Source organism: Vibrio sp. AND4, assembly GCF_000171815.1.
Lineage (GTDB): Bacteria > Pseudomonadota > Gammaproteobacteria > Enterobacterales > Vibrionaceae > Vibrio.
In genome coordinates, this window is the sequence record NZ_ABGR01000011.1 from 1 (window position 1) to 24900 (window position 24900).

Below are 24900 nucleotides of genomic sequence, written 5' to 3' on the forward strand. Positions count from 1 at the left end.
GCTATCGATTGGAAGCAGCCGTTTAACAAAGAGAAGTGGCAGCAAAGAGCGCAACCGGTTACTGGTTTTTGGCAGGGGCTTCCCAAATTACATCAACGTGCGCTGATGGTATTAGTACCATTAGTGTTGTTGCTTTTGCTTATCCCAGTTCCAAAAGACACTGAAGTGCTTGTTGATGACACTCAAGCCGAAAACCAACGTGTAGCCATTCAGTTGAACGCGCAGAGTTTGAGTGAGCAGCGTTCAGCGCACAACTCTGAAGCAAAATCTGAACAATGGCGAGAGTACAAGGTCAAGAACGGTGACACGCTGGCTCAAGTTTTCCGTAGTAACCAGCTGCCAATGACAGATTTAAATGCGTTAGTCAAAATTGAAGGTAGCGACAAGCCTTTAAGTCGAATCAAGCAAGGTCAATTGGTGCGCTTTAAACTCGCTGATGATGGCAAGTTAGATATGCTTCAACTCGAGAAAGGTGGTGAGTCGGTGATGTTCTTCCGTTTATCCGATGGGACCTTTGGTCGTAACAAGTAGGGTTAGTACACAAACATACTAAAGGCGTGATGATTCACGTCTTTTTTGTCTTCGCCTGTTTGTGTGTAGCTAAACAGTCTTGTTCAATCTTGTGGCTGTCGTTTGGCGAGTCGTCTTCCTTTTATCCACGGAAAGATAGGCACTGCGATCATTAAGATCCCTATTGCCGTCAACCAATCAGGGATCTCATCAAACCACCCTATCCCAAAGAGCGTAACAAATACTAGACCAGAGTATTCGGCCAGCGCTATCTCTCCAGCAGGGGCTTTTTGGTACGCTAATACTGCCAAACCGTTATAACTTAGGATAGAAACTCCACTCGCGATGACTAAGGTCAGTTCTTGCCCACTCATAGGTTGCCAGTAATACCAAGCCAATACCGCAGAGACTGGCAATGAAAACAGTGTTGTCCACCAAAGTGTTGTGACGACCGATTGTTGGCTCGGCAGTTTTCTTACCAATATATTGAATACAGCCAGCGTTGTTGCTGTACCGAGTGCAAATAAAGCTGCCCAATGAAAATGGCCCGGTCTGAGTACCACTAAGACTCCGATAAAACCAAAGCAAGTAAGCAAGATCTTACTCAGTGGTGGATGTTCTTTGAGGAACAAGATTGACAGCGGCAACATTAAAATCGGTGCCGCGTAAAAGACGGCGTTCGCCGTTGCTAAAGGAAGATGGGTAACCGCGACTACCATACAGCCGCTGCCAATCAATATCAGGTGTGCGCGTAAAATAGTAATAGGCGCTTGATTCAGGACTCGCCTATTCGGTTTTTGGTTGAGGTAAAAAGGCAAGATGATCAGCAGGGAAGCGAGCTGACGCACAAACATGTACTGGAATGGGTTAATACCACCTTCAATCAGTTTTACGGCGACATCTGAGAGTGATGCCGCCAAGTTACCGATAACCAGTAAGAGCAACGCCAGCTGGTGCGATGCCATTTAGCTTACTCGACGCATATCCACGTGGGGGATACCATCTTCAAGATAGCTCTCAGATATGACTTCAAAGCCGTGACTCGCATAGAAAGCCATCAAGTGTTCTTGTGCTCCGATGTCGATCGTTTGACCAGGCCAACGTTGTTGACAGTGTTGTAAGGCTTGGTCAAGCAGCTCATGCCCAAGGCCGTTACCGCGAGCGCTTTGTTTGGTTACCACGCGACCGATACTCACATTGTCATAGCTTACACCAGCGGGCAGTAAGCGGGCGCAGGCAACCAGCTCGTCATCTTGGTAACCCAATAGATGAAAAACGCCCTCTAGAGTGTCTTTACCGTCCAGCTCTGGATAAGGACAGGTTTGCTCCACCACAAAGACATCAACGCGCAGGCGCAGCATCTCGTAGAGTTGTGTCGTCGTCAGCTGAGAGAAAGGGTGGGCTATCCAATTGATCATTTCCAATATCCATTAATGAGCGAATGTCACTGACTTTACGTCGTTTTCTGCTAATACTCATTAACAATGGTTAATTTTCACTGGTCTTCGTGACAAATCCAGCGATAATGAGCCCTCTCTTTCATCCTATCTGAGGATACCTCCCCGTGAGCAAACAAACTTTTGACCAAGTAGGGCTTAATCCAGCGCTACTCGAGACGCTTGAATCATTGAACTACACCCATATGACGCCAATTCAAGCGTTGAGCTTACCTGTGATTTTGAATCAGCGCGATGTGATCGGTCAGGGTAAAACTGGCTCAGGTAAAACGGCAGCGTTTGGCCTCGGTGTATTATCCAATTTGAATGTGAAGCGCTTCCGTGTGCAATCTTTGGTGTTGTGTCCAACGCGTGAGCTGGCTGATCAGGTGGCGAAAGAGATCCGTACGTTAGGTCGTGGTATTCACAACATTAAAGTACTGACATTGTGTGGTGGCATGCCGATGGGGCCTCAAATTGGTTCTCTAGAGCACGGTGCGCACATCTTAGTCGGAACGCCGGGTCGTATCCTTGACCATCTAGATAAAGGCCGTATCAACCTAGAAGAGCTAAACACACTGGTTCTTGATGAGGCCGACCGTATGCTGGATATGGGTTTTCAAGATGCGTTGGATGCGATCATTGATGCGGCGCCAAAACAGCGTCAAACTTTGTTATTCAGTGCCACCTTCCCTAAAAAGATAGAGCAGATTGCTCAACGTATTATGCGCTCGCCAGAGATGATCAAAGTAGAGTCGACACACGATACTTCCAGCATTGTGCAGCACTTCTATAAGGTTGAAGGCACTGAGGCTCGTGATGAGGCGCTAGCCAACCTGCTATTGACGCACCAACCAGAGTCGGCCGTTGTGTTCTGTAATACCAAAAAAGAAGTGCAGAACGTGGCTGATGAACTGCATCACAAAGGTTTCAGTGTCATTGAACTGCATGGTGATCTGGAACAGCGTGAGCGCGATCAAGCCTTGACACAGTTTGCTAACAAGAGTGTTTCTATTTTAGTGGCAACCGATGTGGCGGCACGTGGTTTGGATGTTGATAACCTGGATGCGGTATTCAACTTTGAACTGTCTCGTGACCCAGAAGTACACGTTCACCGAATTGGTCGTACGGGTCGTGCAGGTAGCAAGGGCTTAGCGTTCAGTTTCTTTGGTGAGAAAGACGGTTTACGGGTTGCTCGCATTGAAGAGTACCTAGATATGGATGTCGTACCGGCGACGCTGCCAGCGAAGTCAAATCTACAGCCATACCAAGCGAAGATGGTGACAATTAGCATTGATGGCGGTAAGAAGCAGAAAGTACGCGCGGGCGATATTCTCGGTTGCTTAACGGGCAAGGGGGGGATCACGGGTGCGCAAGTGGGTAAGATTCAATTGATGGCGATGCGTGCTTATGTTGCGGTTGAGAAATCTGTGGCGAAGAAAGCACTGCAAGTCATCAGCGATGGTAAGATGAAAGGGCGCCAATTCCGTGCTCGTATCCTGAAATAATCACCATCGTATTTATACCTAAGGCGCTCCGTGAGCGCCTTAGTTTTTTCTATCGTAGCTGCGATGATTTGAGTTTACGGTTAGTCTTGGCCTTTCTTTAAGCGCGCTTTAATCCGGCTGAGACTGATCGCGGTAATCCCCAAGTAAGCGGCTATTTGGCTATCGGTAATGCGTTGCGCCAAGTCTGGATAATGTTGGCAAAACAGTTGGTAGCGCTCCTCTGGAGAGTAAAGCAACATAAAGCGTTCTTTGTTTTCTTTATGCATTAACTGTGCTTCGAGCAGCTTTAAGTAGATTGGGTGTTTTTCTGTACGCCACAGGTGTAGCATCTCAATCGGCAAGCAAAACAGATGACAAGGCGTCAGTGTCTCCAATAAGTACGGCGAAGGCCGATTCTTGATAAGCCCTTCAAAGCCGATCATCCAATCTTTTTCCCAGTAGAACTCTTTACTGAATTCTTTCCCCTTGTCGGTCAGGTAACTGGCGTGACATAGCCCTTCTAACACAAAGTAGATGTGTGAGCTGAATTCACCTTGATGATTGAGTATATGGCGCGTTGGTAGCTCGAGTTGTTGCCCGTGTTCAATAAGCTGATTTACCTCTTCTTCGAGGAAGCCATGATTGATTAAGTCAGTAAAAAGATCGCAGTGCATGTGATAACTCAGAAAGGGTTTGGTTTATTCTAATGGTTTATTGCCAATAAAAAAGCGGCTCATGAGAGCCGCTCAATATGATGACTAATTTTTCTTATTCAGTTACTCATTACGAATGGCTGGTTACTTAGTTAGGTCGATTTGGTAAATCGCGAAACCAACCTCGTCTGTGGCGACACGTTTCATTGGGTATTGGCCCTTTTGTTTGATGAATTGTGCGGCTTTGTCGCTTGGTGAGGTTTCAAAGCGAACATCAAGTTTGTTATCCGATTTGATTGGTGCGAAAGACCAGTTGTTATCGGCGCTTGGTGTGACTTCGCCTTGCTCTTTGCTGATGCGAGAGATATAAGCAGCAACCACTGAGCGGTTCTCATCTGGAGAGTCAAACGCGATAAAATCCGGACCTGTACCTGGGAAGGTGGCACTGTAGGCTCGGTAATTGTTGGTTGCGATGATGAAGTCTTGCTTCGGATCAACCGGTTTATCCTGGTAAGTCAGGTTAACGATACGCTGTGAGTCTGGATTGATCACTTTACAATCAGCATCGTATTTCGGCGGTTGGGTAACATCGACTTGGTAGCTCACGCCATCAATCACGTCGAAGTTGTAAGTACGGAAGCTATCCCAGTTGATCAAAGACTGAGGCTTAGTGCTGGCTGTATCAATCTGGTTGAACTGACCGGCACTGCACTCTAGCCATTCGTGAACTTCTTTGCCTTTAACCTTCATCGCAACCAGCGTGTTCGGATACAGGTAAAGGTCTGCGGCGTTACGGAAAGTCAACTGACCTGACTCTACTTCGGTGAAACCATTAGGATCGTCTTTACGACCGCCTACTTTAAAGGGGGCAGCGGCACTTAATACCGGAATATCTGCAAGGTTTGGGTCGCCTTGGATAAAGCGTTCAACGTAATCTTTTTGTGCTAAATTGACGATTTGAATCGTAGGGTCATCTTGCACAAGCGCTAGGAAACTGTACATCACGTCATTGGCTTTACCAATTGGTTGGTTGACGAATTCACGTGTGCCTTTGTGGTCTTCAACCAGCGCATCCACGATACCTTTATCAGCTTTTGCCAAGGACTTCTTATTGGCTTTATCGAAGATAGGGCGAGCCTCAGATTGGCCTTCAACCACTTGCCACTTACCGTCTTTTTCTTTAAGCACCAAGTCCATTACGCCAACGTGGCTACCCCAGCGACCTGGCATGACGGCCGTGATGCCATTAATTGTACCTGTTGCGTTGTCGACGCCTTGCAGCTTGGCAAAATCTTTACCCGGGAATACGGCATGGGAGTGACCAAAAGCGATCGCATCAATGCCTTTAACTTTTGTGAGATAGTAAACCGAGTTTTCTGCACCTAATTTGTATGGGTCAGTCGAAATTCCCGAGTGTGGAATGGCGACAATCACGTCAGCGCCTTCTTTTTTCATCTGAGGAACCAGCTTTTTCGCTGTCTCTGTGATGTCTTTAGCGAAGACTTTGCCTTCTAGGTTCTTCTTATCCCATACCATGATTTGCGGCGGTACGAAGCCGATGTAGCCCACTTTGATTTCGTGGCTTTGACCCGTCGTGTCTTTGAAGGTGTGCGTTTTAATTAGATAAGGTGTGAAGTAGTGCTCACCTGTCTTCTTGTCGAAAACGTTCGCGTTAATGTAAGGGAAATTTGCACCGTCGGTGGCCTTTTTTAGAAACTCAAGACCGTAGTTGAATTCGTGGTTGCCAATGTTACCCACATCGTAACCCAGTTGGTTCATTGCTTTGTAAACTGGATGTATTTCACCAGCTTTTATCCCTTTTGCAGCCATGTAATCACCCATAGGGCTGCCTTGAATCAGATCGCCATTGTCGACCAAAACATGGTTCACTGTTTCTTCACGAGCTTGCTTAACCAATGTCGCTGCACGGCTAAGACCGATTTGTTGTGAAGGCTGATCTTTGTAGTAATCGTAATCCATCACATTGGTGTGAATGTCAGTGGTTTCGATAATGCGAAGCTTGATGGTGTCCGCCATTGCAGGACCAGCAAGCGTTAACATGCCACTTAAAACTGCGACGGATACGGGATTAACTGCCATTTTCATGAGTAGCTCCAATTAAATGGGATAGAAGGGTCGTATAGCGTAATGTAACAAATCTCAATACAAGCTCAGATTAAGATGCAGAAAACTGTGAACATTAGGCGATTATATGTGGAGGAAAGTGTCAGAGTGGTACCCTTTTCACCATTTTGAATGAGACCTAACAAAAGCTTCTTAGCAGTTTTTTGAATAAAAAATGAAATTTTAGAATTTCCGGTAATATAAACCCGACGCCATAATGCCATCCATAATGATATCAATGAATGATGAGCAAGCACATGGCAGTGAACGATTCAGTAGCGAACTTCCCGATCAATAAGCCTCGACTCGTTTCAGAGAACCGAGCTGCTGATCTTAAGCATTTCAATAAACCGTCGCTTCAACCGGGTGAAGTTGCTCTTGTCGGTGCTGGCCCTGGTGATCCAGAGCTACTAACGTTAAAAGCATTTAACTGCCTGCAACAAGCTGATGTCGTGCTTTATGACTACCTAGTTTCTGATGAGATCATGGCGTTAATCCCCAGTGAGACCATTTTGGTTTGTGTAGGGAAACGAGCAGGCCACCACAGCGTGCCACAAGAGAAGACCAATCAACTCTTGGTGGACTTTGCTAGGCGAGGCCACAAAGTGGTGCGCATTAAAGGTGGCGATCCATTTGTGTTTGGCCGTGGTGGGGAAGAGCTGGAGGTCTTGGCAGATTCAGGGGTTCGTTTTCAAGTCGTTCCGGGTATTACGGCCGCTGCGGGCGCGACTGCTTATGCCGGAATTCCGTTGACGCATCGTGATTACGCGCAGTCGGCGCTGTTTGTCACCGGTCACTTGAAAGAAGAAAGTGACGACATGGATTGGTCAACACTCGCGCGCGGGAATCAAACTTTAGTGATCTACATGGGGCTGATGAAATCACACTATATTCAGAATCAACTCATCAAGCATGGTAGGTCTGCCTCAACCCCTGTCGCCATTATTGAACGTGGTACGCAAATCCAACAAAAAGTTTTCACCGGAGAACTTTGCCAACTATCTGAATTATCTAAAGAAGCTCAAGCTCCGTCTTTGATTGTTGTCGGAGAGGTTGTGCGCTTGTCTCAAAAGTTGGATTGGTTTTTGTCTAGTACTGAATTCAGCAAAAGCGTGATTGCCAGCTCGATATAATTTCAAACCAAAGATCAGGGACTAATGAGTCTTCAAGCTTAAAAAGGAAAGACAAAACATGGACCAACAACGTTTAACTCACCTTCAACAACTCGAAGCGGAGAGTATTCACATCATCCGCGAAGTTGCTGCTGAGTTCGATAACCCAGTCATGATGTATTCGATTGGTAAAGATTCATCCGTCATGTTGCACCTTGCGCGTAAGGCCTTCTATCCGGGTAAAATTCCATTCCCACTGCTGCACGTTGATACCGATTGGAAATTTCGTGAGATGATCGAATTTCGTGATCGTACCGCAGAGAAATACGGCTTTGAACTTTTGGTCCATAAGAACCCAGAAGGTCTCGCTATGGGTTGTAGCCCATTTGTCCACGGCTCTTCTAAGCATACCGATATTATGAAGACTCAAGGTTTGAAGCAGGCTCTGAATCAGTACGGTTTTGATGCGGCATTCGGTGGTGCGCGTCGGGATGAGGAGAAGTCACGTGCGAAAGAGCGTGTGTACTCATTTCGCGATAAGAACCATACCTGGGATCCGAAAAACCAACGACCAGAGCTCTGGAAGACATACAACGGTCAAGTAAACAAAGGGGAGAGTATTCGAGTGTTCCCGCTCTCTAATTGGACAGAGCTGGATATCTGGCAATACATCTACCTAGAAAATATCGAGATCGTCCCTCTGTACCTTGCAGACAAGCGGCCAGTTGTTGAGCGCGACGGCATGTTGATCATGGTAGACGATGATCGTATGGAGTTAGAACCAGGCGAAGTGATTGAAGAGAAGAGCGTACGTTTCCGCACGCTGGGTTGCTATCCATTGACTGGTGCGATTGAGTCAGAAGCAAACACGTTAACAGGCATTATCGAAGAAATGCTGGTGGCAACCTCAAGTGAGCGCCAAGGCCGTGCGATCGACCACGATCAATCAGGATCGATGGAGCTTAAGAAACGTCAAGGTTACTTCTAAAGGATCTAAGGAAAGACAATGAACAGTGCAGTTGAAGCTCAATTAGCCGAGCTTGGTATTGAGGGCTATTTAAAACAACACCAGTATAAGTCGTTACTTAGATTCCTGACTTGTGGCTCGGTGGATGATGGTAAAAGTACCTTAATCGGTCGTTTACTCCACGACTCAAAACAGATTTATGAAGATCAGCTAGCAGCCGTTCACTCAGATAGTCAACGAGTGGGCACTACGGGTGAAAAACCCGATTTGGCATTGCTGGTTGATGGTCTACAAGCAGAGCGCGAACAGGGCATCACCATTGATGTGGCTTACCGTTACTTCTCGACGCAGAAACGTAAGTTCATCATTGCTGACACACCAGGGCACGAGCAGTACACGCGTAATATGGCAACAGGAGCATCGACCTGTGATTTGGCCGTCATTCTGATTGATGCACGTAAAGGTGTGTTGGACCAAACGCGTCGCCATTCATTCATTGCTAATTTGTTAGGGTTGAAACACTTTATTGTGGCGATCAATAAAATGGACTTGGTGGATTACTCACAAGCTCGTTTCGAAGCGATCCGCGATGAGTATCTAGAGTTTTCAGAAAACCTAGCGGGTGAGACGGATATCCAAATTATTCCGTTGTCAGCACTTGAGGGCGACAACGTAGTAGAGAAAGGACAAAACCTAAGCTGGTTCGAAGGTCCATCTCTACTTGAACTGCTTGAGACTGTTGGTGTTGATCGCAAGCAAGGTGAAAGCAACTTCCGTTTTCCTGTTCAGTATGTAAATCGTCCTAACCTCGATTTTCGTGGCTTTGCGGGCACGATTTCATCGGGGTCAGTGCAAGTAGGCGATGCGATAAAAGCGCTGCCTTCAGGCAAAACATCAACCGTTGCGCGTATTGTGACTTTTGATGGTGATGTGCAGGAAGCACAAGCAGGGCTCGCTGTTACGTTGACTCTGAATGATGAAATTGACATCAGCCGTGGAGATTTACTGGTACTAGAAAATGCGCAAGTAGAATCAACCAACCACTTGTTAGCTGACGTCGTGTGGATGACAGAGCAGCCACTGCAACCGGGTCGTGATTACGATATTAAGATTGCCGGGAAGAAGACGGTGGGTCATGTTGAAGCCATTCGCCATCAATACGACATCAATAATCTTTCTACTCACGGTACGGCTGAACTGCCACTCAACGGCATTGGTTTGTGCGAATGGTCTCTGACTGAATCTGTCGCCTTGGATAACTACCGAGACTGTGCCGATACCGGTGGTTTCATCATCATCGACCGTCTTACCAATGTCACCGTTGGTGCGGGCATGGTGAAAGAAAGCTTGGCTGCTGTTGAGCTTGGGCTTGCGGATATTTCCGCGTTCGAGCTTGAACTCAATGCTCTTGTTCGTAAGCATTTTCCGCATTGGGAAGCCAAAGATCTGAGTCAGTTATTGAAGAAATAACTGCTTTACCGAGCCTGATGGGATGGCGAACTCCGTCAGGCTGATTTTCCTCGAATCCAGAATGTTACGGAAAACGAAGAAACCGAACATTCTGGCGTTCTTTTTCGCTTGCTTTGCTTTTTGTCTGGTTACTCGTTTGTCACTTCGTGCAGCTCGGTTTGCACGAGTTGCTGTTGTGTCCGTATTGGGTTTATTAGTAAGGATTGGCTATGTGGGAACAAGGGTTTGTATTAGCGATTTTGCTTGGCATTATCACTTGTTTACTCGTGACCAAACTTAAACCAAGTTACGTATTTGCCAGTGCGGCTTTCATCGCGTTTATGGCGGGTATGATTGAGCTCAATACTATCGCGGCAAACTTTACCAACACTTCACTCCTGACTTTAGTGCTATTGATTCTCGCATCGAGCGCATTAGAAAAAACCTTATTGATCAGCTGGGTCAGCCGCAGTATTTCTAAAGGTCACCTTGGCAGTGTGATTGCTAAATTGGGTTTCTCTACCGCTCTGCTTTCGTCTTTCACAAATAATACCGCAGTCGTGGTGTCATTAATTGGTGCGATAAAACGTAACCAACAGCACGCGCCTTCTAAGCTTTTGATCCCGCTCTCTTATACGGCGATTTTTGGTGGAACGCTGACGCTGATTGGCACCTCGACCAATTTAATCATCAACAGCTTTGTTGAGGATGCGGGCTTACCAAGTTTGAACTTTTTCACGCCGACCATGATTGGTTTGGCGGTGCTGGTGGGCGGTGTGCTTATTCTGATCCCGCTGAGCTACCTATTGCCCAATTACGATGACCAAAATCAAGAAGATTTGCCTTACTTCTTAGAATCTCGCGTTGAACCCGGCTCGCCACTGGTTGGGCGCACCATCACTGAAAACAATCTGCGTGCATTAAGAAAGCTGTTTTTGGCTGAAGTGATTCGTGACGGTGGCAGCGTACCGTCTGTTGGTCCAGATTTTGTTCTCGAAGCGAAAGATAGGTTGCTATTTTGTGGTGATGTAGAGAGCGTTGCCACGCTACAGGAAATTCCAGGTTTGACCTTGTTTGGTCATCAGCACCTCAATGGGCAAAATTTTATGGAAGTGGTGGTGAGTTCATCGGCCACCTTCTGTAATAAAACGCTTAAACAAAGCCGCTTTCGTGATCGATTTGACGCAGTGGTTGTGGCGATACGCCGCGGCCATGAGCGGCTTGAAGGAGGCTTAGGCAACATCACTTTGGCTGCGGGAGACACGTTAGTTTTGGTTCCTGGCAAACGTTTTGAAACCGAGCGCCGCGCACATCGTAAAGAGTTTGTTTTGGTGAATGATTTGGATTCCAGTGCGCGCTTGGACGGCAACAAATCGGCCTTGGTGTTACTTGGTTTTACTGCCGTGATAGGCTGTGCGTTGTTGGAGTTCGTGCCGCTTATTAAAGGGTTAGCGGCGTATTTGATTGCTTTACTTGCCTTTGGTGTGATTCAACTGCCTGAACTTCGTCGCCGTTTCCCAATTGATATTGTGGTGATTGTTGGTTCCGCGCTCTCTATCGCTCAGTTAATGATGACATCTGGTTTGTCGGTGCGTATGGGTAATATGTTTATCGAAGCCTTTAATGGTTGGGGGGTGTTTGGCGCGCTCGTCGCGACTTACATCATGACTTTGGTGTTAACTGAGTTAGTGACCAACAATGCGGCGGCGGCGTTGTCTTTCCCTATTAGTTATAGCATGGCGTTAGGCTATGGCGTTGATCCTATGCCTTTTATTATGGCGGTATTGTTTGGTGCCAGCGCCAGTTTTATCTCTCCTTATGGATACCAAACTAATCTGTTGGTGTACAGCGTGGGGAATTACAAATTGACCGATTATGTGCGAATTGGCGTGCCGACTTCCATTGTCTATTCAGTGCTGGTACTGACGCTGATTCCGGTCTTCTTTCCGTTTTAATCTGTAAATTTTACAAGGATACGTTATGACTGCCGACACTCAGATAAAAGATGAAAATATCGTTTGGCATCAGCACTCGGTTGATAAACAGTTTCGTGCTGGATTAAAAAAGCAAAAGCCTGCGGTACTTTGGTTTACCGGGTTATCTGGTGCGGGTAAATCCACAGTAGCAGGTGCATTGGAAAACAGCCTAGCTCAGCTGGGTTATCACACTTATTTACTCGATGGTGATAATGTTCGCCATGGTTTGTGTAGCGATTTGGGCTTTTCAGAGCAAGACCGCCGTGAGAATATTCGTCGTATTGGTGAATTAGCAAAGTTGATGGCAGACGCTGGCTTGATTGTTCTGTCGGCGTTTATTTCACCTCATCGTGCAGAGCGTCAATTGGTGCGTGATTTGCTGCCAGAGGGCGAGTTTATTGAAGTGTTCGTCAACGCGCCTTTAGCAGTGTGTGAAGGGCGCGATCCGAAAGGTTTGTACAAAAAAGCACGCGCGGGTGAAATCTCGAATTTCACTGGTATTGATTCAGAATATCAAGCGCCAGTAAATCCAGACATTGATTTGCCAGCAGGCGAAAAGAGCGTCGAAGAGTTGGTGGCCTTGTGTTTAGTCGATCTAAAACGACGTGGAGTGATCCGATAAAAAAGCAATCGGATCATGGGTGGTCAACAAGTCACTGAGTACTTTCAAACGCTTTTGGAACATTGGTGGCCAAAAGCGATTGTTGGTTGTCCTATACAGTGTGATGCACTGTGGTTTTTGCTTCGCTGTGAACAGTAAACTTATGATTTAAAAGTGCTAACATCTGATCGTAGTATTGGCTATGTGATTTGTTCCCAAGCAGTTTGCACAACTCATTGCCTGTCGGAGTAAAGCGGTAGTACAGCAGGCGTACACCTTTTGTGTTCACTTGCAATGACAAGTCCTTGCCTTGATAGGTGAGCATCAACGGCGTCTCAATGCCAATCTCTCCTGATTCTAATTCGGTGCTGTGCATTAGCCCTAATTCAATCAACACCAATAAGCTTGAATAAGGCAGTTGGAAGTTGCCCATATTCAGGTTATTAATGGTGTCGCGTTTACCAAAACTGAGCATTCCACTATGTGCTTTGTAGCCAATCAAGAGCTTTCGACTTGTATCGCCACCGAAGCTGCACGCCAACATTGCTGCTCGTTGTAGGGTTTGCGCTTCTTTTGGTGACATGTCTTTGAGCACTTTAAGCGCTTTCATTGATGTTGACCCCGGATTGGTCACTTCACGCTTTATGACTTGCGCCCATAACTTTTGCATTGATCTGTTGTGGATGTCTTGCGCCATATCGAAAAAGCGGTACAACCAATCTTGGTCTGGTTCACCTGCGGTTTCGTCTCGACATGAACTGTGTGCCAGTTTTAAGATCTGCTCTAAGTTCTTTTGTCTTTGTTCTTGGTGGCGCTGTTCGCGTAACTGGGCTCGCTCAAGTGCTGTTTTAGTGGGAGGATCGCTGTGCAGTAAAGCGTCTAACCCGTAGCTTTGAGCAATACTTTGGACACGGCTAGCACTGTCTTTGATGTAGCCAGACTTTTTTTCATGGTGCGTGTGTCTTTGTTGGGTGGATTCGTCTTCGATAACAACAGGTTGCTTTGTTGGTTCTGTCATTTTATTTCCTACCAAGGCTTGCGATTAGCGCTTGCTTAAATTTACACGTTTCTTGTTTTCTCGACCAGAGTCGTATGTCTGGATTTTGACAGAATAAAGACTATCTTAAATGATAATAAATTGTTAAAGTTGTTATTGTGCTTTTGGAGGAACAATGACATATACAGACGCAAGCAAACTGAGAAAACTCCTGCCGATAACGCTACTTTTGGTTTTGTATGTCGGCGTACTTGTGTATTTGTCTCGCTATATCGTTTAGCTAAATATACAGCGAAATAGGCATAAAAAAGGCGCCGAATCGACGCCTAGTCAGTATCACCTAGAAGCTCACGAAGGGATTCTTCATACCACCTACATATCATCGTAGGCTTCGATTGATGAGCCTTCAATTACATAAGCAGTTTCCGCCAATTCATGCTCGATGGTTTCTGTCTTCAGTGTTCCCACCACATAAATGACATCCCATAGCTCCTGTACGGGGGCGCCTTTCGGGAATTTTACATAAATGATCTGATTTGGTGGGGGGGGCGGAACGTGGATACAGGCGCCAAAGTATGGCACCAATAGGAATTCCGTCACCGTATTCGCATCACCTTCCAGTGGGATGACAAAACCAGGGATTTTCACCTTGCTGCCGTTAAGCTCTGTGCGAACGTTGCCGATTTTTGATTGCGGCGCTGCGCCACCATTGTGGTCAGCGGCAGGCATACCAACACTGTCGAACATCTTGCGCTCACTCTCTGGCACCAGATCAATCCAATCAAGTGTCAGTGGTTCGTCACTGGCCATGACTGGCGCAGTGAAGGAGATCAGTAGCAAACAGCTAGCGAGTATTTTTTTCCACATCTTTACTAAATCCTAATTGTCATTCCATCGCTGAGCGATTGTCGGTAAGCACGGAATGCTGGGATAAAGCCAATTACAATACCAGCACACTGCACAAAGCCAAGTAACATCCATTCATACGGCGACAATGCCGTTAAGCTTAGGTGTATACCATAACTTTGTTGGATTATTGGTTGCAAGAGGGCGAGAATGGAATATAGGCCCGCAACTCCAGTAATAATACCGGCGAAGGTGAGCAAACTTGCTTCACTGATCAGCAATGAGAACACGTGTCTTGGTCTTGCTCCCATTGCTCGCAGGATAGCCATTTCACGGCGACGCTCTTGTAAGCTGGTCAGCAGACTGCTCAACATGCCTAATAAACCTGCAACCACCACAAAACCAGAGACGGCCATCAATGCTTGTTCAGCGACAGACATCATGCCCCAAAGTTCGTGCAATGCTACACCCGGCATGATTGCGCTGAGCGGCTCTTTTGGGTAAGTGTTAATTTGTCTTTGAAGGGCAAAAGTTTGAATGCGTGATTTTAATCCGACCAACATTGCCGTGATCTGCTTTGGTTGAAAGTCTCTAACTTTGAGATCGGCTGCACTTGGCGTTGGCCCTAAGCGGGCGCCACTTTCCCAGCCGACATGAATGGCTTCAATCGCCTCGAGTGAGACGTGGACAGTTTTGTCTACTGGTGTTCCTGTCGGTTCCAGAATGCCGACCACTTTAAAGGGCAGGTTATCGTGACGACTAAAGCCAACATCACTGATGCCATGGGCAATGATGATCTCACTGCCTATTTTATAGCCGAGTTGTTTCGCGACATCAGAGCCGAGGACAGTTTCAAATAAACCATTGAATTCTTTGCCCTTAGACAAGGTTAGTGGTTGCTTACTTCCGTACTTGTAATGCTCGAAATAACTGTGGTTGGTCCCCATGACTCGAAAGCCTTTGTGCGAGTCACCCAATGAAATTGGAATTGCCCAATCTACGGCACGGTGACTGGCAAACTCTTGGTAGCTTTTCCAGTCAATATTATTGGTGGCATTACCGATTCTGAATACTGAGTACAGTAGCAGGTTAACCTGTCCTGATCGCCCTCCGACAATTAAGTCGGTTCCAGAAATCGTGTTGGCAAAGCTGTCTTTTGCTTGGGTTCGAATACGCTCTACGCCCAATAGAAGGACAACAGAAATGGCGACCGTCATGATGGTAAGAATAGCAGTCGCTTTACGGTTCATCAGGCTTTTCCAAGCGAGCTTGACAACGGCACTCATGATGCGGCTCCTAAGGTTTGGGCTTGATTGATTTCAGGCAGATTGAGTGTTCGGTCGAATAAGGACTCTAGCGTTGGGTCATGGCTGACAAAAACCAATGTTGCGTTGGCAAGGTTGGCTTGTTCCATCAAGAGTTCAATGAATGCTTTGCGGTTGTCATGATCCAGTGCCGACGTCGGTTCATCGGCAATCACCAGTTCAGGCTGACCAATGAGTGCACGCGCAGCAGCGACACGTTGTTGCTGACCAATACTGAGCTCCGATACTGGCTTGCTATGCAGTGCTTTTGGTAAACGTAAACGTTCTAGTAGCGTCGTCGCTTGCTCTTCCAGTGATGCGGCTGCAGCATTTGGAGCGACGCGGTTGCAGCGAATTTTACTGAATTGGCACGGAATGAGGACATTTTCTATCACATTGAGATAAGGCAACAAATTGAATTGCTGGAAGATATAGCCAATGTGATCGGCACGAAATTTGTCTCTTTGACTTGCTCTTAAACTCGCGATATCCGTATCTAATACCGACAGTGAACCGGATGTGAGCGTATTGATGCCGGTTAACAGGGCAAGCAGAGTCGATTTACCGCAGCCGCTCGGACCTTTGATAAAGACATGCTCGCCTTGAGCAATGTGTAGCTGGGGAATGTGAATGGTCGCGTTTTCTGAGCCGGGCCAGACAAACTGGGCATTAGATAACTCAACAACGTTTGACGTGGTTTCAGTCATAATCAATTACCAAAGCGATGGCGTGTAAGCGGTTACTTACACGCCATGCGAGTTATTTAATAGCGATATTAGTATTGTCTTTGTTAAGTTCAATTGCAGACTGAGTGGTATCAGTAAATAGGTTTGCACTGATTGATTCTGTTGCAGGGAACTGTTTAAACCAAGTGGTGTTGATGTTGTTTAGGTCAGCAACAGAATCACAGTGGTAGCGGTATTCTGCTGTAAATTCACCGTGGCCGCCGTGTTCATGATCGTGGCCTTCATGGTCGTGACCTTCGTGATCGTGGTGCTCATGGCCGTCATGCGCATGCTCTTCATGGTCATGGCCTTTGTGTTCGTGCTCATGTTTGTCATGATCGTGACCTTCGTGGTCATGCTTATCGTGGTCGTGGCCTTCATGATCATGGTGGTCATGACTTTCGTGAGAATCTTGGCCTAGGGTGTGAGATACGTGAACATCTTCAATCACACATTTCGCTTGTTTGTTAATAGCAAACAACTGCTCGGTATTTTTTAGAGCGGCAACCGCATCCTTAAGTGCCTGCTCTTGTTGTACGTTTTCCGGTGCGTGCTCAAAGCCAACAATGTCTGCGCCAGGGGAAGTGACTTCGATCAGTAGGTCCTTGCCGTCTTGAGCAATATTGAATTCTACGTGACCGTGCACGTGTGCTTCGTGCTGACGGTATTCTTCTGCGTTTGCAGTTGCCGTAAGTGATAGGCCGATAACAAGAGCTAGAGCGTGTTTAGAAGGCATTTTCTTTTCCTAATTTGCTTAAATTTTTTGCTGAAATTGCTAAATGAGATCATCTGGTTAGCAACTCGTTTAGTTTCTAGTATGGAGGCTGGTTAAGTTTAAGCAAATACAGGGGGGGCTCGCGCTGTGTAACGCACATCACTGACATTTACATGTTTTTTGATAACGTCTGAGTATGTCGAGCGTTGATAAGTTGGTGCGAGAAATTCTAGTGGGGCTTTGATCAAGCCATGATGTGCGCCAGAAAACATTTGGCAATGATGGTGGTCATGGTGTTCAGGGACTAGGTCAAGCTGGTGCGCGATGGCGGCAAAGTTCCAGACGAGCAGTAGTGTGACACTGAGTAAGACCACAGTGCGACACCCATGATGTGAGATTGCTTGCCAGCGATAGTGCATCTTAAAGCCCGAAACGATACCTAGTGTTATAATATAACATCTATTTAGACGAAAAGTTCATTCTTTTATGCAATGGAGAGAGATTATTTTTGATGAAAGAAGAGCTTACGTTCTAATATTTTGGCTGGAGTTTGCTCCTCACTCAAAAGGAGTAAGGAGCAAGTTAGGATTAGATGTTTTGCTCGATCAGGCCAAGCACTTGCTGGATTTCATCTGTGTTGAGAGCTCCTTCTTTAATGAAAAGGATTTTACCTTGTTTGTCTTGCACTATGATGGCCGAGCTTTCTTCTTTTAGCGCCCAGCTATTTGCCACGACACCATTTTCATCTAGAACCATTGATGACCAAGGAAATTCTTGTTTGCTGTCTTGTGCCGATGATTTTACAAATGACCCCGTACCCCAAACGGCATCGTCTTGGTTGATGATGGTTGTGGTTTGATAAGCATCTTCGGGGAATTTTGCCTGTGTGATTGCTGTCATTAGTGGTGCATTCATCGCTTTTGAACCACTGCGCCCAGCGATGGCATGAATGACACGGACTTTACCTAGCATTTGTTGTGTCGCCCAAGGTTGATAAGCCACGCCTTCACCTTGTAATACGATTTCACCATAAGCATCAACTTTCGCCGCTGGCACGCTTTCACCAACTGATAAATTGTGAGCCAGTGCTAGACCCGGAGCAAGCGCAAGGAAAAAAGGGAGGAGAATCTTAGTTTTCATATTGTTATATTCCATAATGAGGTGTGAGACTTTCCAAGTATATACTTACCATGAACAAAAACGTAGAGCATACAATAACAACAATTTAACGTATGATGTTTTAATTTTGTTGCGTTAAGAGCGAGATTTGATAAAATGAAGTGTGTCGCAAATTGCGCACAAAGATTGCCATGGAAAGAGCAATCGGTGTTTCTCAAAAGGATATTGAGGTGTTTATGCTACGTGAGTTTTCTGTATACCGTCCACGTCAAGTGGCGCGTTTCGTTAAGACTTTATTCAAAGGTCAGTTTTCAATTTCAGGTGTAGGCCAGTTTCGCTTTGACAACGGAAAGGTGCTGTTGCCCGATACCAAGAACCCCCAACAACTCTCTGTATTTAGAGAGGTAAACCAAGCAATTTTATCTCTCCCGATTTAATGATAATCACTGTGAACCTAAGTCACCTTGAGGTGCTTAGTTAAAAAAGAGCGATTTTTGTCGCTCTTTTTGATCTGCACTCAACTTGGAAGGTTTGGTGGGAAGCACACGCCAGTCCCCCCTAATCCACAGTAGCCATTTGGGTTTTTGGCCAGATACTGCTGGTGGTAAGTTTCAGCAAAGTAGTAAGGGCCTGCGGGGTGAATTTCTGTGGTGATGGTCGAGCGTTGATCTTGTTGTAGTGCGCTTTGATATTGAGCTTTTGATTGCTCGGCTATGTCTTGTTGTTTTTGCGAGTAAGTGTAAATCGCAGAGCGGTATTGGGTTCCTAAGTCGTTACCTTGGCGCATGCCTTGTGTTGGATCGTGTTTTTCCCAAAAAACGGTGAGTAATTGTGCCAGAGAAATCACGCGCTCATCAAAGACCACACGAATCACTTCAGTGTGGCCGGTCTTACCTGTACACACTTCTTCATATGTTGGGTTTGGCGTATAACCCCCGGCGTAACCGACAGACGTTGATACTACGCCCTCGATTTGCCAGAACAATCGCTCAGCCCCCCAGAAACAACCCATCCCTAATAAAATCTGTTGTTGGTGAGCTTGCGGCTGTGCCGTTAGACTCGACTGATTAACAAAATGTGTGTCATCAATTTGTATTGACGTTTTTCTACCTGGCAAAGCATCTTCTATACTGATAATTGTCGGTTTGTTGAGCATGGTATTTGTCCCTTAATACGAGTCTTAAGTTTGCGAATGATTGTGTTTGTTGCGAATATGATTTTATGATGACATAGACCGTGATAAACCTACTAAAATTACAGACTTGGCCTTTATTTGGCGTTATTATTGTTTACATTTATTTAACCTCACCCAGCTAAAAAGCATGATAAGAAAAGCTATCCCGATCACTGTCAGTTTACTTCTCTTTTCTCATAGCGCCTACGCCGATGTCGCCCTAACAATTAAGGGTATTGATGGTGCGCTAGAAGATAATGTGAATGCCTACTTGTCTTCCGTTCCTGAAGAGGACTATTCCACGTCGTTGCGCTTTCAGGCGCGACTAGAGAAAAGCATCAATGAAGCGCTCAATGCACTTGGCTACTATCATGCGAAAATCTCATACACTGTTACGAAAAAAAATGATGAATTGATCGTCAACATTCAACCTGGCGAACCAGTTAGAATCAAACAAATGGATGTGGTGATTTCGGGAGAAGCGGCGCAAGATGAGCAATTTACCAAGCTCATAAAAAAATCGCGTTTGAAAGAGGGCCGAATTTTAAATCAAGGGGCGTACGATTCTCTGAAATCGGGTATTCGTAATCTAGCGCTACAGCGCGGCTACTTTAATGGTGATTTTACATTGAGCCGTTTAGAAGTGGTGCCGGAGGTTAATCAAGCTAACGTTCGTCTGCATTATGACAGCGGTATCCGTTATCACTTTGGTAAAGTTGATATCATAAACAGTCAGATCTGGGACGAACGTGTTGACTCTTTACGTCCATTTAAGAGCGGTGACCCCTACTTGGTTTCAGAAGTGGGTGAATACAACCAAAACTTATCGAATACAGATTGGTTCTCATCGGTATTTGTTGAGCCAGACTTAACTAAGCTTGATGAAGGTCGAGATTTACCTATCAAGGTCACGCTTGAGCCTGCTGCGAGAAACCAGATTGAAACGGGTATTGGTTACTCTACTGATACTGGTGTACGCGGTACGTTAAAGTGGAAAAAGCCCTGGGTGAGTGGAAGAGGGCATAGCTTCGATACGGCGCTCTCTCTCTCTAAACCTGAGCAGACGATTACAGCAGGCTACAAAATTCCACTTGATGACGTACTGCACGAATACTACCAACTTCAGTTTGGTTTAAAGCATCTCGATAATCGCGATACAGAAAGTTTGGAATCGAACTTGGCGGTCGAACGTCACTGGATTACCGATGGTGGTTGGCACAAAACCTTGTATGTTCGTCACTTATACGAAAACTTCTCGCAAGGTTTGCAAGAAGATGGTGTGCAGTTTGTCTTGCCTGGGGCTTCTTTCTCTCGGACGCGAACTCGTGGCGGTAACATGCCAATGTGGGGGGACAAACAGAACGTGACGCTTGAGTACGGTGATCCAGCATTACTGTCTGAGACTCGTGTGCTTCGCTTGTTAGGCCGTACATCTTGGATCCGTGGAATTGGGAAAAACCACCGTGGCTTATTCCGCCTTGAAGGTGGTGCCAATATCACCGAGGAATTTGAAAAACTCTCGCCATCGCTGCGCTTCTTTGCTGGTGGTGACAACAACATTCGTGGTTACGGCTACGAATCGATCTCACCAAAGGATTCAAGTGGCGCATTGACTGGTGCGAAATACATGGTAACCAGTTCATTGGAGTACCAATATCGTGTACATGGCAACTGGTGGGGTGCAGTATTCTATGATATTGGTGATGCGTTTAATGAGACCCCTGAATGGAACTCGGGTGCAGGTGTAGGTATCCGCTGGGCATCACCGGTGGGGCCGGTGAGTTTTGACTTTGCTTGGGGTCTGGACTCTGAACCCCATCCTGAATTCCGTGTTCACTTCTCTTTGGGGCCAGAGCTATGATAAAAACGACGCTGAAGTGGACGAAATGGTTCTCAATCGGTCTCCTAACTCTCATGGTTTTGCTGGTCATTTTTGTCGGCACCATTTTATCTACCCATCCGGGGTTAAAGCTGGCGATTTGGGGCGCGGAGAAAGCGTTACCGCAACTTAAAGTCGAGCAAATTCAAGGTTCATTATTCCCTGGTTTTACACTGCATAACGTCAGCTTTGTGGATGATTCTCTCCATATCGATACCCAAGTGGAAAGCGTCACTCTGGCGATGAACTTCCGTTGTTTCTTCGACCCTAAAGTGTGTGTGGATGAGCTCGCGCTAAAGGGGGTTAAGTTCCAAATGCCAGCGTTGCCACCAGCAGGCGATGAGCCGGAAGCATCGCCACCATTGCGATCTATCAGCACACCAGTGCCTATCTTCGTTAATAAAGTGAGCTTGAACGACATCAGCCTTAACATCTTAGGCAATAAGATAGATTGGCAAGATTTCTCAACGGCATTGTCAATGCAAGGCGATCGCTTGGTGATTGCCCCTACGGCGTTGAAGGCGATCAATGTGGCGCTGGCACCGACTGAAGAAGCGTCAGAAAAGCAGCCAGAACAGGCAACACAAAGCCAGCCAAAGGATACGAAAACTCAAGCTAGCGAAGAAGTGAAACCAACCGCTGAAACCAAGCCAGAAGGTATTATGCTGCCAGAGGTATGGATTCCGCTTACTATTGAAGCAAAACGGCTAGATATTCATGACTTTAAATTAGCTGGTGACACTCCCGTGATTGTTCATCACTTAGGTTTAGAGGCAACGGCAGGTGGTGACAAAGTTGATGTTAAAACGCTAGAGCTTGATATGCCAGAGGTCGAAGGTCAGCTAAGTACACAGGTGACATTATCAGCCGATTATCCAATTCAAGCACAGATTGACGCCTTGGTTAAACAAGCGGACGTAAAAGGTCAAAAACTGTCATTGTCTGCATCGGGTTCGGTGGGGGATTTATCATTACAGGCGACGCTATCTGATTTGGTGAAAGCCAAGATTGAAGGTCAAGTCCAACCGCTCAAACCTGAGTTGCCATTCGATATCCAACTGAAAGATCTCTCTGCGCAATGGCCACTGAGTGGTAAGAGTGACTACCAAGTCTCAGTTCCGAGTCTCGCGGCCAAAGGTTCACTAGAGGGCTATAAGGTTGCACTAGAAACGATGGCGTCGGGTAAAGATATTCCTGATGTAGACGTGGTGTTAAACGGCAAAGGGACTCTGGAGCAGATCGACCTAGAGAAGATGGTTGTAAAAACACTAGGTGGTGAATTAGCTGGTAAGCTGATGGCCAACTGGGCTGCGCCAATCAACTGGCAAGCCGATCTGAACCTGAAGAACATTCAACCAGGCCTGCAGTGGAAAGAGGTTGAAGGTAACATTAGTGGCAGTCTATCAACATCTGGCTCTTTAACTGAGCAAGGCGGGTGGCAGGTGAGCCTACCGAAATTGGATATTGATGGTATTTTACGAGGTTACCCGCTGAATATTGAAGGTCAGCTAAAGGCATCTGACAAGACGGGTAAAGGCGAGGATATTCAGCTCAATACCCCAGGCTTAGTTTTGTCCCATGGCCCCAATTTACTGCGAGCAAAAGGTAAGATCGACAAGAAGATCTTGATGGATGTTAAGGTTAACTTCCCCGATTTCGCGAAAAGTGTGCCGGACCTTGGCGGTCAGATGAATGGTACGGTTGCGCTACGTGGTAGTTTGAAGCAGCCAAACATCAACTTAGACTTAGCGCTAAACCAAGTGAATTGGCAACAACAAGCGCAGGTTGAAACCATTACGCTGAAAGGTGATGTGACACCATTACCTGCGCCAAAAGCCGATGTGAGTCTGATTGCGAAGAACATTAGTTACGATGACATCAAAATCGACAGTGCAGACCTTGAAGTGTCTGGCGATGAGAAGTTACATCAACTGACGCTGGATGTGGTTTCAGACGTTGTTTCAAGCAGTTTAGAGATCGCAGGTACCTTAAAGCAAAAGCCACAGATGATCTGGGATGGCGCATTACGTCGTCTTACGCTAGACACGCCTCAAGGCCCCTGGTCTCTGCAAAAATCCACCTCAGTTAATGTCAACATCGATAAGCAGATCGCCAAGGTTCAAGCGCATTGTTGGTTGCAAGCAAACTCAAAAGTGTGCCTCACGGAAGACATCAGCGTCGGCAAGAGTGGCGAAGCTAAGTTAGCCATAACAAACTTCGATTTTGAACAAATCAAATCGTTCTTACCAGCAGCAACTAAGCTACAGGGCTTGGTCAATGCGGATGCTTATGCGAAATGGGCGCCAGACATGAAACCGGAAGTAGCGGTGAACGTGGAGATGCCGAAAGGGCAGGTGGAGCAGGCGCTGGAGCAGCCGATTAAAGTTGGGTGGGACAGAGTCAATCTAAAAGCGAATTTAGCCCAAGATAAACTGAATGCAGAGTGGTCTTTGGATGTCACAGATAACGGTGATTTGTCCGGAAAGGTATCCTTGAATGATGTCTCGTCAGAGAGTCCAACTATCGACGGTAATGTATCACTCTCAACGTTTCATTTGGACTTTTTAGCACCACTGATTGGCGAGTACAGCCTGTTTAAAGCGAACATGAACACGGATCTGGCTTTGTCTGGTGATGTGATGCATCCGAAAGTGAATGGCCAATTCTTAATCGATCAAATTAAACTGCAAGGTGACGTGACGCCAATCGATATTAACTCTGGCAAAGTCGCGATTAACTTTAAAGGACATCAAGCGGATTTAGATTCAAGCATTATTACGCCTGACGGCAAGCTGGAAATTAACGGTGATGCGGATTGGCGCGACCTAGAAAACTGGCACACCAAAGCAAGTGTTTTTGCCAGAGAACTGAAAGTCGATATGCCGCCAATGGTGAGAATCAAAGTTGAGCCAGACATGCGTATTGATGTGACCCCTCAATTGGCCAAGATCGAAGGTGATATTAACTTGCCATGGGGACGAATTTTGGTGGATGAGCTACCACCAAGTGCGGTTGGGGTGTCTAGCGATACCGTCATCTTAAATAAAGATATGCAGCCAGTCGATGGCGAGCAAGCGTTGCCGTTTGATGTCGAAACCGACATCAATATTACGATAGGCGATGACTTCCAATTGTCGGCATTTGGCTTAAAAGGTGACTTGCAAGGTGATTTGAATGTAACGCAAAAAGACAAAGGACCGTTCATTGTTGGTGAAGTGAACATCGTTGATGGTTCTTACCGTTCATTCGGTCAAGACTTGGTGATCGAAGAAGGTAAAATCATGATGAACGGCCCTGCGGATCAGCCTTATGTGTCAATTAAAGCGATTCGTAACCCAGATAATACTCAAGATGATGTGACAGCGGGTGTCCGAGTGACGGGGCCTGCGAGTGATCCCTCGGTGGAAATCTTCTCAGATCCGGCTATGCCGCAGGCCAATGCGCTTTCTTACCTATTGCGTGGCCAGGATATCGATGCAGAGTCAGGGGGGAACTCGATGACCACAACCTTGATTGGTCTGAGTTTGGCGAAGAGCGGCAAAGTGGTCGGTGAGATAGGTGAGGCTTTTGGGGTACAAGATCTTCAATTAGATACGGCGGGCTCGGGTGATGACTCACAGGTCACCGTAAGTGGTTATATCTTGCCGGGTCTGCAAGTGAAATACGGCGTAGGTATCTTTACCTCGTTGGGGGAGTTTACTGTTCGTTATCGCTTGATGACAGACCTGTATCTCGAAGCGGTATCAGGCGTTGATAGTGCCGTTGACCTGCTCTACCAGTTTGAATTCAACTAAGCTTAGCTTTTAACCCATAACTAAGGAGTGGT

The 24900-nt window shown here is 46.4% G+C and carries 22 protein-coding genes; 10 read left to right on the forward strand and 12 right to left on the reverse strand.

Features of this window, described 5'->3' with window-relative positions:
• A partial coding sequence (locus tag AND4_RS12175; RefSeq protein ID WP_009843276.1) for a LysM-like peptidoglycan-binding domain-containing protein occupies positions 1–531 on the forward strand: 531 nt, incomplete at its 5' end.
• 83 nt (positions 532–614) lie between these two features.
• Here the strand turns inward: AND4_RS12175 and AND4_RS12180 are convergent.
• Together AND4_RS12180 and AND4_RS12185 are read right to left on the reverse strand one after the other, a co-directional pair.
• Positions 615–1475, reverse strand: coding sequence for a DMT family transporter (locus AND4_RS12180; protein ID WP_009843277.1), 861 nt, complete (start codon positions 1473–1475; stop codon positions 615–617).
• Positions 1476–1928: a GNAT family N-acetyltransferase gene (locus AND4_RS12185; RefSeq protein ID WP_009843278.1), complete on the reverse strand. Its 453-nt coding sequence runs from the start codon at positions 1926–1928 to the stop codon at positions 1476–1478.
• Between the two features lie 146 nt (positions 1929–2074).
• Here AND4_RS12185 and dbpA point away from each other — a divergent pair, with 146 nt between their 5' ends.
• Entirely contained in the window at positions 2075–3454 is a 1380-nt protein-coding gene (gene dbpA / locus AND4_RS12190) for an ATP-dependent RNA helicase DbpA (protein WP_009843279.1), read from the forward strand.
• Positions 3455–3534: 80 nt separating this feature from the next.
• Here dbpA and AND4_RS12195 read toward each other — a convergent pair whose 3' ends face one another.
• Complete coding sequence (locus AND4_RS12195; protein WP_009843280.1) at positions 3535–4107, reverse strand: Crp/Fnr family transcriptional regulator; 573 nt, start codon at positions 4105–4107, stop codon at positions 3535–3537.
• A gap of 123 nt (positions 4108–4230) precedes the next feature.
• The gene (gene cpdB, locus AND4_RS12200; RefSeq protein ID WP_043991652.1) at positions 4231–6192 is read right to left on the reverse strand and encodes a 2',3'-cyclic-nucleotide 2'-phosphodiesterase; all 1962 of its coding nucleotides are present in this window, start codon (positions 6190–6192) and stop codon (positions 4231–4233) included.
• Between the two features lie 275 nt (positions 6193–6467).
• Between cpdB and cobA the strand changes: the two genes are divergently transcribed.
• The 5 genes from cobA (at position 6468) to cysC (ending at position 12336) form a co-directional block, all read left to right on the forward strand.
• Entirely contained in the window at positions 6468–7343 is an 876-nt protein-coding gene (gene cobA, locus AND4_RS12205; RefSeq protein WP_043991657.1) for a uroporphyrinogen-III C-methyltransferase, read from the forward strand.
• 58 nt (positions 7344–7401) lie between these two features.
• Entirely contained in the window at positions 7402–8310 is a 909-nt protein-coding gene (gene cysD / locus AND4_RS12210) for a sulfate adenylyltransferase subunit CysD (RefSeq protein WP_009843283.1), read from the forward strand.
• A gap of 18 nt (positions 8311–8328) precedes the next feature.
• On the forward strand, positions 8329–9759 hold the full coding sequence (gene cysN / locus AND4_RS12215; RefSeq protein WP_009843284.1) for a sulfate adenylyltransferase subunit CysN: 1431 nt from the start codon (positions 8329–8331) through the stop codon (positions 9757–9759).
• Between the two features lie 209 nt (positions 9760–9968).
• Positions 9969–11693: an SLC13 family permease gene (locus tag AND4_RS12220; RefSeq protein ID WP_009843285.1), complete on the forward strand. Its 1725-nt coding sequence runs from the start codon at positions 9969–9971 to the stop codon at positions 11691–11693.
• A 25-nt stretch (positions 11694–11718) separates the two neighbouring features.
• Positions 11719–12336 (forward strand): adenylyl-sulfate kinase, encoded by a 618-nt coding sequence (gene cysC / locus AND4_RS12225; protein WP_009843286.1) that lies wholly within the window; start codon positions 11719–11721, stop codon positions 12334–12336.
• A 91-nt stretch (positions 12337–12427) separates the two neighbouring features.
• Here the strand turns inward: cysC and AND4_RS12230 are convergent, their stop codons facing one another.
• The 7 genes from AND4_RS12230 to AND4_RS12260 form a co-directional block, all read right to left on the reverse strand.
• Positions 12428–13333 (reverse strand): TIGR03899 family protein, encoded by a 906-nt coding sequence (locus tag AND4_RS12230; protein WP_009843287.1) that lies wholly within the window; start codon positions 13331–13333, stop codon positions 12428–12430.
• Between the two features lie 351 nt (positions 13334–13684).
• On the reverse strand, positions 13685–14179 hold the full coding sequence (locus AND4_RS12235) for a DUF3299 domain-containing protein (RefSeq protein WP_009843288.1): 495 nt from the start codon (positions 14177–14179) through the stop codon (positions 13685–13687).
• 5 nt (positions 14180–14184) lie between these two features.
• Entirely contained in the window at positions 14185–15444 is a 1260-nt protein-coding gene (locus AND4_RS12240) for an ABC transporter permease (protein ID WP_009843289.1), read from the reverse strand.
• Complete coding sequence (locus AND4_RS12245) at positions 15441–16169, reverse strand: ABC transporter ATP-binding protein (RefSeq protein ID WP_009843290.1); 729 nt, start codon at positions 16167–16169, stop codon at positions 15441–15443. The genes AND4_RS12240 and AND4_RS12245 overlap by 4 nt, the downstream gene beginning before the upstream one ends.
• 52 nt (positions 16170–16221) lie before the next feature.
• On the reverse strand, positions 16222–16923 hold the full coding sequence (locus tag AND4_RS12250; RefSeq protein WP_009843291.1) for a DUF2796 domain-containing protein: 702 nt from the start codon (positions 16921–16923) through the stop codon (positions 16222–16224).
• A 98-nt stretch (positions 16924–17021) separates the two neighbouring features.
• Positions 17022–17321, reverse strand: coding sequence for a DUF2607 family protein (locus AND4_RS12255; RefSeq protein ID WP_009843292.1), 300 nt, complete (start codon positions 17319–17321; stop codon positions 17022–17024).
• A gap of 169 nt (positions 17322–17490) precedes the next feature.
• The gene (locus AND4_RS12260) at positions 17491–18042 is read right to left on the reverse strand and encodes a YtfJ family protein (protein WP_009843293.1); all 552 of its coding nucleotides are present in this window, start codon (positions 18040–18042) and stop codon (positions 17491–17493) included.
• Between the two features lie 215 nt (positions 18043–18257).
• Here AND4_RS12260 and AND4_RS12265 point away from each other — a divergent pair, with 215 nt between their 5' ends.
• A complete protein-coding gene (locus AND4_RS12265; RefSeq protein ID WP_043991658.1) occupies positions 18258–18458 on the forward strand; it encodes a DUF1107 domain-containing protein in 201 nt (66 codons plus the stop codon).
• 80 nt (positions 18459–18538) lie between these two features.
• Here AND4_RS12265 and msrA read toward each other — a convergent pair whose 3' ends face one another.
• Positions 18539–19177, reverse strand: coding sequence for a peptide-methionine (S)-S-oxide reductase MsrA (gene msrA / locus AND4_RS12270; RefSeq protein ID WP_009843295.1), 639 nt, complete (start codon positions 19175–19177; stop codon positions 18539–18541).
• 166 nt (positions 19178–19343) lie between these two features.
• Here msrA and AND4_RS12275 point away from each other — a divergent pair, with 166 nt between their 5' ends.
• Both AND4_RS12275 and AND4_RS12280 read left to right on the forward strand, forming a co-directional pair.
• Positions 19344–21056, forward strand: coding sequence for an autotransporter assembly complex family protein (locus AND4_RS12275; protein ID WP_009843296.1), 1713 nt, complete (start codon positions 19344–19346; stop codon positions 21054–21056).
• A complete protein-coding gene (locus AND4_RS12280) occupies positions 21053–24868 on the forward strand; it encodes a translocation/assembly module TamB domain-containing protein (RefSeq protein ID WP_009843297.1) in 3816 nt (1271 codons plus the stop codon). The genes AND4_RS12275 and AND4_RS12280 overlap by 4 nt, the downstream gene beginning before the upstream one ends.
• The last annotated feature ends 32 nt before the right edge of the window (positions 24869–24900 follow it).